Annotated in this window: 11 protein-coding genes and 1 pseudogene; 10 read left to right on the top strand and 2 right to left on the bottom strand. The window is 57.9% G+C overall.

Annotated elements, in window-relative coordinates; genetic code table 11:
• Nucleotides 1-190: 190 nt before the first annotated feature.
• The 10 genes and pseudogenes from ACQ4W7_RS24075 to ACQ4W7_RS24030 form a co-directional block, all read left to right on the top strand.
• Nucleotides 191-1,387, top strand: a complete 1,197-nt coding sequence (locus ACQ4W7_RS24075; protein WP_436533830.1) for a ParA family protein — start codon at nt 191-193, stop codon at nt 1,385-1,387.
• Nucleotides 1,384-2,535, top strand: coding sequence for a ParB/RepB/Spo0J family partition protein (locus ACQ4W7_RS24070; RefSeq protein WP_436533828.1), 1,152 nt, complete (start codon nt 1,384-1,386; stop codon nt 2,533-2,535). The genes ACQ4W7_RS24075 and ACQ4W7_RS24070 overlap by 4 nt, the downstream gene beginning before the upstream one ends.
• 328 nt (nt 2,536-2,863) lie before the next feature.
• Nucleotides 2,864-4,078, top strand: coding sequence for a replication initiation protein (locus ACQ4W7_RS24065; RefSeq protein WP_436533826.1), 1,215 nt, complete (start codon nt 2,864-2,866; stop codon nt 4,076-4,078).
• 294 nt (nt 4,079-4,372) lie between these two features.
• The gene (imuA, locus tag ACQ4W7_RS24060) at nt 4,373-5,122 is read left to right on the top strand and encodes a translesion DNA synthesis-associated protein ImuA (RefSeq protein ID WP_436533824.1); all 750 of its coding nucleotides are present in this window, start codon (nt 4,373-4,375) and stop codon (nt 5,120-5,122) included.
• Complete coding sequence (locus tag ACQ4W7_RS24055; protein WP_436533822.1) at nt 5,049-6,521, top strand: Y-family DNA polymerase; 1,473 nt, start codon at nt 5,049-5,051, stop codon at nt 6,519-6,521. The genes imuA and ACQ4W7_RS24055 overlap by 74 nt, the downstream gene beginning before the upstream one ends.
• Nucleotides 6,522-6,524: 3 nt before the next feature.
• Nucleotides 6,525-9,347 (top strand): error-prone DNA polymerase, encoded by a 2,823-nt coding sequence (locus tag ACQ4W7_RS24050; protein ID WP_436533820.1) that lies wholly within the window; start codon nt 6,525-6,527, stop codon nt 9,345-9,347.
• Nucleotides 9,348-9,385: 38 nt separating this feature from the next.
• On the top strand, nt 9,386-9,772 hold the full coding sequence (gene tnpA, locus ACQ4W7_RS24045; protein WP_436533818.1) for an IS66-like element accessory protein TnpA: 387 nt from the start codon (nt 9,386-9,388) through the stop codon (nt 9,770-9,772).
• A complete protein-coding gene (gene tnpB / locus ACQ4W7_RS24040; RefSeq protein WP_436533816.1) occupies nt 9,769-10,116 on the top strand; it encodes an IS66 family insertion sequence element accessory protein TnpB in 348 nt (115 codons plus the stop codon). Before tnpA ends, tnpB begins: the two co-directional genes overlap by 4 nt.
• 29 nt (nt 10,117-10,145) lie before the next feature.
• Complete coding sequence (tnpC, locus tag ACQ4W7_RS24035) at nt 10,146-11,732, top strand: IS66 family transposase (RefSeq protein WP_436533814.1); 1,587 nt, start codon at nt 10,146-10,148, stop codon at nt 11,730-11,732.
• Between the two features lie 87 nt (nt 11,733-11,819).
• Nucleotides 11,820-12,203: pseudogene (locus tag ACQ4W7_RS24030) on the top strand (OB-fold nucleic acid binding domain-containing protein); the annotation flags it as partial.
• A gap of 362 nt (nt 12,204-12,565) precedes the next feature.
• Here the strand turns inward: ACQ4W7_RS24030 and ACQ4W7_RS24025 are convergent.
• Nucleotides 12,566-12,961, bottom strand: coding sequence for a hypothetical protein (locus ACQ4W7_RS24025; protein ID WP_436533812.1), 396 nt, complete (start codon nt 12,959-12,961; stop codon nt 12,566-12,568).
• Nucleotides 12,962-13,360: 399 nt separating this feature from the next.
• The gene (locus ACQ4W7_RS24020; RefSeq protein WP_436533810.1) at nt 13,361-13,510 is read right to left on the bottom strand and encodes a hypothetical protein; all 150 of its coding nucleotides are present in this window, start codon (nt 13,508-13,510) and stop codon (nt 13,361-13,363) included.
• Nucleotides 13,511-13,523 lie beyond the last annotated feature (13 nt).

Genomic DNA, 13,523 nt, shown 5'->3' with positions numbered 1-13,523 from the left:
ACTATTTGAGTCCGATTTTGGTGAATATTTGGGCAATTTCGACAGCTGTGCAATATTTTGCTTGTAAACCAAGGAAAGTTATATACGTTTTTGACTGTAAACGTTAATATCCGGTCGCGTCATCGCTTTCTGTGTTTTTTTGCAAAAAGCGGCGACAATGCCAAAAACCACCAATCACCGAGGTAAGCGCATGTCCGCCAAACGAATTCTGCCTGCACGAAACGTCGTCGATATCGACGGGTTGATCCGCATCGCTGATCGCGCGGAGGCGACCCTGCTGCAGCTGCGTGACGATTTGTTGGCGCCATGGCCACGGAAAACGTCCCCCATGATATCTGGCACGCGGCTGGCTCAAATGTGCCACATCGAGCGCACGAAGCTCAATCATTTTTGTAGCAAGGGCATCATACCACCCGGTCAGTTGAAGGGTAACGGCCGTAGTCGCATGTTCACCCTGGCCGAGGCGCGCGCCATCGTGCAGCAGATCGGCCCGCACAAGCGGCGTCCGGCCGGCACCTTGGGCCTGGTTGTCTGTTGTGGCAACTTCAAGGGCGGTGTAGGCAAGACCACCACCACGGTTGCGGTGGCGCAGGGGTTGACTTTGATGGGGCATAGCGTTTGCCTAGTCGATCTGGATCCGCAGGCTTCAACCACCACCTTGATGGGTTTTGTGCCGGATGCGGAGGTGAGCGAGGATATGACGGTCATGCCGGTCGTCTATGGTGACAAGGAAGATCTTCTCTATGCTGCACTGCCGAGCTACTGGGACGGTATTGATTTGATTCCATCGTCGCCGGATCTGTTTGGCGCCGACTATTACTTGCCGAACAAGCAAGCCGGCGATCCGAATTTTCAGTTTTGGGACGTCTTGAACAAGGCCATGCAGCCGTTGCGCGAAAAATATGACGTGATCATTATCGACACGCCTCCTACATTATCGTATCTGGCGCTGGCCAGCTTCATGGCTGCCGACGGCATGATCATCCCCCTGCCCCCGGAAACGCTGGACTACGCGTCGTCGACGCAATTCTTCAGGCAGTTTTCCGAGTTGTTCAACTCGATGCGGGAAGGCAAGGATATCGACAAGGAATTCGAGTTCATCAAGATCGTGTTGTCGAAGGTGAAGTCGTCAGTGTCCATGACCGATATTGTCAAAACGTGGATCAAGCAAACTTATCCGGAACTGCTAGGAACGGCCGAGATTCCGGAGACCGATCTGGTGAAAAACGCTTACGCGGAATTCAAGACTATTTACGATCTCGAGAGCTATGACGGCAGCCAGCGCACGTATAACCGTGCGATTGAGGCGTTCAATGCCGTCGTGGCGGAACTCGACGTGTCCCTGCAAACTTGCTGGGCGCACCGCGAAATGAAGGAAGTAGCATGAGTACCAAAGACGACAAGCGCCCACCACGCGTCAACAAGTTGGCGCAGCGACTGCTTGGCCAGACAGCCAACCTGGAACGCAATGTCAGCGAAAATCCTCCGACGCCGATCGCCAACCAGCGCAATGTAACTATGCCCGGCCAGCTGGGCGCTTTCCGCCTTGATGCACTGAAGTACCAGGCAAAGATTGAAGAACTACAGCGACAGCTCGACGAGGCGCTGGCCAAGCAGGCTGATGGCGGCTCTGACGCCGAGTCCGCTGAGCTTCGCGTGCGTCTTGCGCAACTGCAGGAAGCAAGCCAGGCCGAAGTCGAGTCGCTTAAAGCCGCGCTTGACGAGGCGGCCCGCAGCGCGGGTGTGCCCTTCGAGGCGCCAGTGGCCCGCATCCGCAAGATTCCTGGGCGCCAACGACAGCTGACCAATGCGGAAAGGGAAGCACTATACGCCAACCTCGATAGCAACAAGTTGGTTACGCCCGTGACGCTGCGCCCTGCCCCGGACGGCTGGTATGAGGTGGTTTCCGGACATAACCGGTTTGATTTTTATGTCGACCGTGGCCGTTCAACCATCCCTGCCGTGCTGGATCTGTCGGACGATGAACACGCTGACCGTGATGCTTTCTATGCGAACTTGCTTCACAACACTCTGTCGGATTATGCCAAGTATGTAGGCTTCAAAAAACTGCTGGACGAAGATCAAACGCTGACCATTGCCGATGTCGCAAAGCATGCTGGCGTGCCTCGAACTACTGTTTCCAACCTGATGGTGTTCGGCGAACTGCCGACTGCGGCGATACCGCTGCTCGATGCACAGCAGGATAAGCTTGGCCGCAATGCGGCCGCCGAGTTGGCTGCGCTCCATGCCAAAGGCCATACGGAAGGGGTCATGGCAGCGATTGAATCGATCATCAGCGGCACTTCCTCCCAGTCCGAGGCAGTGGCGATGGCGACTAGGTCAACCCGGCGTGCGGTTACACCGCGCGTAGCGCCGGCACCGGTGACCGTGCGTTCGGGACGTGCAACTTACTGCAAGGTCCATCAGGCCAAAAAAGTGCTGCGTCTTGAATTTACCAGCGATGCGGATGCCGAACTGGCGATGAACGAAATTACCAAGGCGTTACAAGCCTTGGCCGATGGCAACAAGAAATAACCGGTCGATCAACGAAATATAAGGACTGCGATGACGAGCTAATCTGAAACGCTAACAATTTGATGCCCTAAAAAGCAAAAGGCCCGGCGGGAACCGGGCCTCTGCTAATGCTCTGGCAGTGCCAAAACATGAATCACGTACTCTTCAGCCGTGATTCTAGTTCGGTGCTCAACTCAGTGCAAGGGATTTTTTACGCCTGTCACTTGGCAACTGGAGCTCCCATGAAGAATCATGGCCGAGGTGAGTACCTGCTCGCCCAAAAATTTGAGCGTTGTACCGTGCTTGCGCTACATGCTGGCACCGTCTTGCCGCCCCCTGGGAGCAAGTGGTGAATAGCGTCGCCGAGCCCGATGTTCGATACTTCAAGCACGGTACCGCCCTGCACCGGGTGCTGCAAGAGGCGCCCTATATTCCGCGCTGCAGCGACAACAAAACAGCCACCCGCACTCGCCCGCGCGAGTACGCGGTACGCTATCCGTACATGCAAATCAATCGGCCAGGCCTTGTCAGCTGGCTGATCTTTGACCTCGACCATGCAAATTCCATGGTCTGGGAAGATGCGGGCCTGCCGGCGCCAAATTTGATCGTACGCAATCGCGTCTCCGGCAATAGCCACCTTTATTATGCGATTACTCCGGTGTGCACGACCGAGGCCGCGCGCGACAAGCCTATCGCCTTCATGAAGGCAGTCTATGCGGCATTTTCGATAGCGCTGCGCGCAGATCCCAATTTTCACTCAGGGCCGGTGGCCAAGACGCCAGGACATCCATGGTGGTCGACCGAAGAACTACATAACTCCGTGTACGAACTGGGCGCCCTGGCCGACTACGTCGACCTGGCCGTGGCTGCCCCTTGGGCCAAGAGAGTCAAGGTAGACGACATTGCACACTCTCGCCATTGCCTGTTGTTCGAGTATTTGCGTCACTACGCATACGCCATCGTCAACCGCGAGCGTCAGAGTGGGAACTACGACAGTTTCGTGCGCTGGCTCGATGCCAAAGCCCACGACTTGAATAGATTCACGCAGCAAGGTTTTGCCCAGGACCTGCCAGTATCGTCGCTGAGGGCAACGATTCGCTCGATCGCGCGCTGGACGTGGAGCAATTACACGGGCAGCGGCCGGTGCAAGCGCGGCATCATGCAGCTTGACCCGGACCTGCCGCTTCCGGCACGCCAAAGCCTGGCTGCAGAACGCACCCACAGCGAACGGCAGAAGAGTACTGCGGACAGGATCCGTGCCGCCTGCAGGTTGTTGCTACAACGCGGAGAGAGTCTCACCCAGATCGCGATCGGACGCATCGCCGGCGTGACCCGGCAGACGGTGGCCACCTATAAAACACTCGTTGAGCAAGCCCGCCAGTCTCTGAAAACCCCAGGTACACAGACCGCCGTCGCAGCTCCGGCGGATGTTAAGTTTGCTACACATCAGGTACCTGCAGTGGGGGTTGCTTTTTTGCAACTTGTTCCGCTTGTGCGTATTGATGGGGGGGGCGGTCAGACTGCTGTAGTTCCGGAAAGTGGGCAGCAGGCCGAGGACGGATGATTTCCTCAGTATCGTGAGATTTGGGTTGGTGGTGGTCACAGCAAGTAGCCGGTTGCGTACTGTTTGTGTTGGGGTTTTAGGATGTTGAATTTATGGGTTTCTAAGTTAGCCGGGTGTGGCGACGGGGGTTTCGTCGGGGCGCAAGCAAGCGGGGATGCCCGCGCGCGAAGGCAGCCTTCGGAGTTTTTTTGTTCAGCGGTGTTTTTTGGCTGAAGCCGGCTCTTGCAGAATTAAACAATCACGCATACACTGTACATCCATACAGTATTATGTTAATAACGATTGTGTTTTCTCATGGCTTTGCTCTGTTCTCAAGTTTGCTCTGAATTCTCTGCGGAGGTCACTGATCCCCTGGTGATTTCGCACGTCTGGCGTGCAAGTGAGCTGGCGGTGTCACACGACGTCAGTTGTTCGTCCGGATATTCGTTGTTGGATGAAGAATTGCCTGGTACTGGTTGGCCGCGCTCGTCGCTTATTGAGTTGCTTGTTCAGCAATCGGGTATTGGAGAGTTGCAGCTGCTTAAGCCATTGCTTGCTAAGTTATCGAATAAGCAAAGAATTGTGTTGGTTCAGCCTCCTTATATTCCGTATTCGCTTGCGTTCAAGATATGGGGCATTGATGTTGACCGATTGATATGGGTTCGGGCCCCCAGTACTGGAGACGCTTTGTGGACGACGGAACAAATACTAAAAAATGGTAGTTGTGGTGCCGTAGTGTTTTGGCAGAACCATATCCGCTCCGATTCCCTTCGGCGCTTGAATTTGGCGGCCCAGGGTGGAGAAACATGGTTCTGGCTGATTCGTCCGATGGCGTGCGCAAGTGAAGCCTCGCCTGCGTCTCTTCGGCTGGGAGTTCGACCAGCGATGGGCGGTGTCCACGTTGAGGTCCTAAAGCGACGTGGTCCTGTTTCCGATAAAACCTTATTTATTCCGCTTGCTGATATGCCTACTGGCCGTCACCCCGTGCATCATGAAAACGCCCCTGCTGTTAACTTTATACCTGCCGCTGTTACCGCTCGAAACGCTCCGCCCGTCTTGGTCTGAGGCAGGCTTCGATGTGGTTGTGGATGGTGGAAAAGTGTTGGTCGCTTCGACAGAGGCGGTCGATGCCGGCGTGCGAATTGGCATGCGGTCTGGCGGCGTGGAGACTATTGCACCTGGTGCGATCATTTTGGATCGCGATACAGAAAAGGAATCGCGTGCGCTCGATTCCATTGCGATGGCGATGCTGCAGTTCACGCCCGAGGTTGCGTTTACCGATGATTTCAGCCTGTTGCTTGATGTCGGTGCGAGTCTTGCGTTGTTTGGTGGTCCGCTTTCATTGTGTCGGCGGGTACGCGATAGCATCCGTCGCCTCGGATTTACCGGGCAGTTGGGTGCGGCGCCGACGGCGGAAGGTGCCTGGCTGCTTGCTCACGTAAAGAGTGGACGTCATTCTCCGCGTAGAAGGTGCCTGCAATCCGCGACTCTGGCTTTCCGTCTCGACGGGTTACCCTGTTCACTTGTTCCATCCGCCGCACCATTCCTTACCTGGTTCGATGGTATTGGCGCTAGTACGCTGAGCGATGTGCGGAAGTTGCCGCGGACTGGACTGCTACGGCGGACGAGCAAACAGTTATTGCATGCCCTAGATCGTGCGTATGGTGATATCGAAGAAATGCATCGTTGGATATTGGTGCCGGCGCAATTCTCCGCGCATATCGAAACCTTCGATCGAATCGAGCATGCGGAAGCGTTGCTGCATGGCGTCACGACCTTGATCTTGCAGCTCACAGGCTGGCTTGCTGCACGCCAGCTGGCCGTTATCACTTTCAGACTGCAGCTGGAGCACGAGCGCGGCCGTTCTGCGGTGCCGCCGACGCCTGTCGAAATTACGTTGGCCGAGCCGGCGTGGAAAGAGACTCATTTGTTGCGGTTGTTGAGGGAGCGCTTGGCCAAGACAGAATTGAGCGCGCCGGTCATTGGACTACGACTGGAAGTGGTGCAGCTGGAACCGAGACAGCCGCTAACCGATCAGCTATTTCCAGAGCCCGGCGGCTCGCCGGCTGATTTCACTCGCCTGTTGGAACTGTTGTCCGCCAGACTAGGTGCGGAAAACGTTTTGGTGCCCGTGCTGTCTCCTGACCATCGGCCCGAGCAGTGCAACAGCTGGGGGCCGGCCACGGCAAAAATGACTTCTTTCACCGAAGATGAATTGGTATTGGATCGTCCGTGTTTTGTGCTGCCCAAGCCGATACAGCTGCTGACGCGTGACGAGCGGCCATTTTATTTGAGCCCTCTCAGGTTGATACGCGGACCTGAGCGACTTGAGGCCGGCTGGTGGGATGCGAAGTCGGTCGCGCGCGACTACTATGTTGCGCAAGGTACCGATGCGACGTGTTACTGGATTTACCTTGAACGCACCGCGGATAGTCGCTGGTTTCTCCATGGGCTTTACGCCTGACGGATGTGCGCCATGGCGATCGCCCTCCCCTCCTACGCAGAATTGCAATGCGTGAGTCATTTTACGTTTTTGCACGGCTCGTCTGCTCCCGAGCAGCTGGTGCAGCGCGCCGCTGGTCTTGGCTATCACGCTCTGGCGATCACCGACGAATGCACGGTGGCCGGTGTGGTAAAGGCACATCTCGCCGCTAAAGAGGCCGGCCTTAAATTGCTGATCGGAAGCCAGATGCTGGTGACGCCGGAGGATGGTACACCGCCCTTCTCTCTGCTGATCCTGGCCATGAACAGGAACGGCTATGGCAACTTGTGCGAGCTGATCACCGTTGCGCGCCGGCGCGCGAAAAAGGGAGAGTATCTTGTGCGGCCTCGCGATATCGCGTCGCCGCCGCCTGACCTGGCGGCGTTGCGTGGTATGCCCGATTGTCAGCTGATACTGCTGCCACGTTATGGCGCGGGGCTCGAAGTCATCGAACGGCAGGGGGCCTGGCTGTTGCAGTGTGCGGCCGGTCGTGCGCGGATCGCGCTGACCTTGCACTTCCGATCGCGTGACCAGGAGCACAAGGATATCGTCACTGCCGTGGGCGCCCAGTTCGACTTGCCCGTGGTGGCCACCGGCGACGTTGTGATGCATGTACGTTCCGCCAAGCCCCTGCAGGACACCATGACAGCGATCCGGCATGGCGTGCCCGTCGCACGCTGTGGCTATCGGTTGGCGTCGAACGCCGAGCAGCATCTTCGCTCAAGGGTTAGGCTGGGAAACCTTTATTCGCGAGCCGTGCTCGACGAGACGATCCGCGTCGCAAATCTGTGTACATTTTCCCTGGACGAGTTGCGTTACGAGTACCCGGTGGAGATTGTGCCTGAGGGGATGACGCCAAGCGGGTATTTGCGGCAGCAAGCCTACCTTGGTGCGCACTGGCGGTATCCTGCCGGCGTGCCGGCCAACGTCCAGTCACTCATTGAGCGGGAGCTCGAATTGATTGCTGAGATGTCCTACGAAAGCTATTTTCTCACGGTCTACGATATCGTGCGCTTCGCCCGGGCGAACAAGATTCTGTGCCAGGGCCGCGGTTCGGCGGCCAACAGTGCCGTGTGCTACTGCCTGGGCGTGACCGAGGTTGATCCATCACGTGGCACCCTGTTGTTCGAGCGATTTATTTCCAAGGAACGCAATGAACCTCCCGACATCGACGTGGACTTCGAACACCAGCGTCGCGAGGAGGTGATCCAGTATATCTATCAAAAGTATGGCCGCACCCGAGCAGCACTCACGGCCGTTGTCATCAGCTATCGCCCGAGGAGCGTGTTGCGTGATGTCGGTACCGCGCTCGGCGTTGACCTGTCCATAGTCGACAAGGTGGCCAAAGCCAACCACGGATGGGGAGGGCGGGCCGAACTGGCGGAGCGCATGCACAGCTGCGGACTGGATCCTGAATCCGACGTCGCCCAGAAGTGGGCTTTCCTGGCTGAGCACATGATGCGCTTTCCGCGTCACATGTCGCAGCATCCTGGCGGTTTCGTCATTTCGCACAGCAAGCTGTCGCGTCTAGTGCCGGTGGAAAATGCCAGTATGGAGAACCGTACCATCGTGCAATGGGATAAGGATGATCTGGATGCGGTTGGCTTGTTAAAGATCGATATCTTGGCGCTCGGTATGTTAAGTGCAATGCGTCGCACGTTGGATCTGGTATCAGCCAGGCGCGGCGAGCGGTTCGAGTTGGCAGACATTCCGAAAGAGGATGCGGCGACGTACGAGATGATCTGCCAGGCCGACACAGTCGGCGTGTTTCAGATCGAGAGCCGTGCCCAGATGTCGATGCTGCCGCGGCTGAAGCCTAAGGTGTTTTACGACCTGGTGATCGAGGTTGCCATTATCCGCCCAGGCCCGATTCAAGGGGGGATGATCCATCCCTACCTGCGCCGGCGCGAGGGGACCGATCCCGTGTCTTACCCCAGTCCGGAAATGGAGGCGGTGTTGTCGCGCACACTGGGTATCCCGATCTTTCAGGAACAAGTGATGCAGATCGCGATGGTCGCTGCCGGTTTCACGGCCGGGGAGGCAGATCAGCTGCGCCGTGCCATGGCCGCATGGAAGCGGAAAGGGGGCCTGGAGCAGTTCGAGGAGAAGCTCAAAACCGGCATGGCGGCGCGCGGCTACAGCGACGATTTCGCTAACGGCATCATTGGCCAGATCCGGGGATTTGCCGAGTATGGTTTTCCTGAGTCGCACGCAGCCAGTTTTGCCCTGCTCGCCTACGCGTCGAGCTGGATGAAACGCCATGAGCCGGCCGCGTTTCTGGCGGCGCTGCTGAACAGCCAGCCGATGGGTTTCTACAGTCCATCGCAATTGGTACAGGACGCCGTACGTCATGGCGTCGAGGTGCTTGGCGTGGATATCAATATCAGCAGATGGGAGGCCACGCTGGAGGCTTCAACTGGCGCCCAACCTGCGGTACGCCTGGGGCTCAACCTGATTCGAGGTATGGAGCGTGAAGCCGCCTGGCGGATTGAAGAGGCGAGGGCTGTGCGACCGTTCAAGGATCTGCATGATTTGGGCGTACGTGCGGCGCTCGATGCGGCGCAACTGAAGCTGCTGGCCAGTGCAAATGCGCTGTTGGAGATTAGCGGCAATCGGCGCCAGGCGATATGGAATGCGGCGGGGAGCGTTCCTGACCGGGGGCTATTGCGGGAGGCCCACATCGTTGAGGAAGAGTTGATGATTGCGCCGGCCACTGAAGGGCAGGAGCTGGTGGCGGATTACCGCCATATGGGTAAGCGTAAAGCCAGCGCCGTCTTTACCTCGACTACTCCTGCCAGCATGATTTGAGGTTGAGACACAAATCGATTGTGTCCACAAACTCGATTATGGACACAATAATTCAAGCAGTCGCAAGACCCTCAAAACGTGGCAGCTACCGGCGCCACTCCGATGAATTCAAGCGGGCCGTCGTCACCCAGTCGCTGCTGCCGGACGCATCCGTTTCGCGCATCGCCCGCCAGCACAACCTCAACGCCAATCAGGTATTCGCTTGGCGTAAACTGTTCGGAGAAGGCCAGCAGGAATCTGGCAATAATGTCTGCACACTGCTGCCGGTGACGGTGGTGGCGCCGGTCATGGCACAGCCCGTGGCCGAGCAGGCGCCAGCGTGCGGCGGCATCATCGAACTGACCGTTGGCAAAGCGCGGCTGCGGCTGGAAGGCGCCGTTGACACTGCCGTGCTGCACCTGGTGTTGCAGCGGCTGCTGCCATGATCGGCCTGCCGGCCCACACCCGGATCTGGATCGTCGCTGGCATCACCGACATGCGCTGCGGCTTCAACGGCCTGGCGGCCAAGATAGAGACGACGCTGCAGGCCGATCCATTCAACGGCCATATGTTTGTATTTCGTGGCCGGCGCGGCGACATCATCAAACTGCTATGGTGGACTGGCGACGGCCTCTGCCTGCTGGCCAAGCGGCTTGAGCGGGGCCGTTTCATCTGGCCGCAGGCCAGCAGCGGCACGGTCACGCTGACGCAGGCCCAAATGTCGATGCTGCTCGAAGGCATCGACTGGCGCCAGCCGGTACGCACCTGGCAACCATCGTCGGGCTTGTAAACGTCGGCGCCCTCGCGTAAACTTGGCCCATGCTCAATTCAGCCGATCTGCCCAACGACATTGATGCCCTGAAGGCGTTGCTGCTGGCGGCCGAGCAGACGCTGCGTGAGCGCGACACCGTCATCGCCGCGCACGACGAGCTGGTGTCAGGACTGCGCGCGCAACTGACGACGACCGAGGTCGAGATCGAGCATCTGAAGCTGATGATTGCCAAGCTGCGTCGCATGCAGTTCGGTCGCAAATCCGAGAAGCTGGATCACCAGATCGAACAGCTGGAACTACAATTGGAAGACCTGCAAGCGACCGAGGGTGAGGCCGAGCGCGAGCGGCCGCCGGCAGACAAGGCACCGCGCACCAAGTCGGCGCGCAAACCGCTGCCGGAGCACCTGGCGCGCGACGAGCGCGTGTATCAACCGCAGGCCGAGGCTTGCCCGGCGTGCGGTGGCGGGCTGCGCAAGTTGGGTGAGGACGTCGCCGAGCAACTGGAGTTCGTGCCGGCCAGCTTCCGCGTGATCCGTCATGTACGTCCGAAGTTGGCGTGCAAGTGCTGCGACGCCATCGTGCAGGCACCGGCGCCAAGCCGGCCGATCGCGCGCGGCATTGCCGGACCGGGGCTGCTGGCCCATATCCTGGTGGCCAAGTTCGCCGACCATCTGCCGCTGTACCGGCAGTCTGTCATCTATGCCCGCGAAGGTGTCGAACTGGAACGTGCGCTGCTGGCGAACTGGGTCGGGGCGGCCAGCGCGCTGCTGCGCCCGCTGGTCGAGGCGATCCGGCGCCATGTGCTCGCTGGCGCCAAGCTGCACGCCGACGACACCCCGATTCCGGTCCTGGCGCCCGGCAATGGCAAGACGAAAACAGCGCGGCTGTGGACGTACGTGCGTGACGATAGCGCGTCGGGCGACACGACACCGGCTGCGGTCTGGTTCGCCTACACGCCGGATCGCAAGGGCATCCATCCGCAAACCCACCTGGCCAGCTTCAGCGGCGTGCTGCAGGCTGACGCCTATGCCGGCTTCAATGCGCTGTACGTCGACGGCACCATCCAGGAGGCGGCATGCTGGGCGCACGCACGGCGAAAATTCTACGACCTGCACGCGGCCAGGCCATCTGCCATCACGACCGAGGCGTTGCGCCGCATCGCCGAACTGTATGTGATCGAAGCCGAGATTCGTGGCAAACCACCGCACGAACGACAGCTGGTTCGCCAATCAAGAGCGCGCCCTTTGCTCGATGACTTATACCATTGGCTGCGCGCCACACTCGAAAAACTGTCGCGCAAGTCGGACACGGCGTCGGCAATCCAGTACGCGCTGAACCTATGGCCGGCGTTGCTGCGTTACTGCGACGACGGCATCATTGAGATCGACAACTCGGCCGCCGAGCGGGCGTTGCGCGGTGTCGCCATCGGCCGCCGCAATTACCTGTTCGCAGGTGCCGACAGCGGCGGCGAGCGTGCCGCCGCGATCTACTCGCTGATCGGCACGGCCAAGCTCAACGGTGTTGACCCCGAAGCGTGGCTGCGCCATGTGCTGACCAACATCGCCGATCATCCGGTCAATCAGGTCGACGACTTCCTGCCTTGGAACTGCGCCTCGCAGCTCCCTTCGGCTTAAACAACACGCCGCTTCCCAGCGGGGTGATGCCATCATCTAGCAAATCAACGCCAGGCTCAAGACGGCGCAGGCTTTACGCTTACCCATATGGGGTTGACGCTGGGCCGTCATCCGCTTGCGCTATTACGCGAGCGGCTGCACGCGATGCGATTTATGCCTGCGGAAATTCTGAATTTGTATAACGATGCGCGTCTCGCGCGTGGCTGCGGCTTGGTAACCGTGCGGCAGCGCCCGGAGACTGCGAAGGGCGTCGTGTTCTTGACGATTGAAGACGAGACAGGAAACGTGAACGTCATCGTCTGGCCGAGCCTTTTGGAGCAGCAGCGTCGGGAAGTGATGAGCGCGCGTCTTCTGGGTGTGTATGGCCAATGGCAGTGTGCGAATAATGTCAGGCACTTGGTGGCGAAACGGCTGGTGGATCTTACCCATCTGTTAGGGGATCTGGATACACGCAGTCGCAACTTTCATTGAGCCGGCTTTTTATCCCAACGGTTACTTAGATGTTTGGTAAATTTCAAACATCATGCGTCGACCAATTCTGCTTGCCTGAGTGAATATGAAATAGTAAGTCTTTGATTTTATTGGGTGTTCTAGTAGAACAACCTTGTATCGTGCTGCGATTGGCCTCAGTTCTTGGCGTTGACCAGTAGCGATTGCGTGCTACGTTGTAATTCGCGCTCTCCACTTAATTCTCTAGAATCGGTTTGATGAACTACGCTCTTTCTGCTGACGGCGCCAAGGTGCTACTTCTATCGTTCCGACACTGACGTCGGCGCCCATCTCGAGCGAGCGCCGATGGCTGTGTCGAAACCGTTTTCCCCCCGATGACGAGCTTATTGTTTAGCGGCTACGATGAGTTCCTGTTGCGCTTTGAAATATGCTGGCCCCAAAACTTCTGCATCCCAAAATGGATTCTCGCCACGTGGCCCATCGTGCTTCGCGAGTGCCAGGGCTGTTCCCTGCGCTGCACACTGATGCTCTTCCGATATATTGAACTGCCCGGCGCCCTCAAATCGATGGGAGATCGCATTCTCAAGGGACAACACCAGCAAGTAACGATTACTCTCGCTAAGCTTAGGATACTCTCCATTGGCAGCTTTCTTCAGCACCGCACTGATTTGCTCGTATTTTTTGGCTAGGGCCTTCGAATTACTGAAACGGGAATAATCCACGTCGAAACTGACAACTGCATCTAAATTGCGCTGCCAGAATTCCTCTGGAACTTTCATCCAACCCTCCTGATATACTAAGTCTTTGATTTTATTAGGTGTTCAAGTAGAACAACGTTGAATTCCTTCAAAATATTGCCGGCGTAAGGTACCCGGGAGGTACCGCGGATGGCCCGGATGGCTAGCCTGGGTCTTGCGCAGGCAGTGCTGATTCGGCACCATGGCACGAACCGCTAGGTCGCGTCCATCCAGCTGACGGGCGCCATCCGGCGCCGATTTTCCTACTTTGCAAATTTTTGATCAAACGCTTGGTCGCGCTCTGACGCAACCTGCTTGTCCCGGCGATCCATTGCGAGGTAGCCAACAATGGCTACCAGTAGCACTACGATTAGTCCGATATAGATCTTCCGCATAATTTTCCGATATGTTAGGTGATTCGTCGGCCACTGGGCGAGAAGGTCAGACGCGCCAGCCGTTCTCCGCGACATTGGCTGCACCGGCCAGTGCATCGCCACGTTTGATCGCACCCGCGCTATCCGTCGTCACCCGCGTGAACACCGCCGGGTTTCCCACGACGTATTTGATGATCCAGCATTTTTGAGTAGCCACGATTCTTTTCCTT

This window comes from Janthinobacterium algoris (genome assembly GCF_051380935.1).
Lineage (GTDB): Bacteria > Pseudomonadota > Gammaproteobacteria > Burkholderiales > Burkholderiaceae_D > Janthinobacterium.
This window is presented reverse-complemented; position numbering and strand designations above follow the sequence as displayed.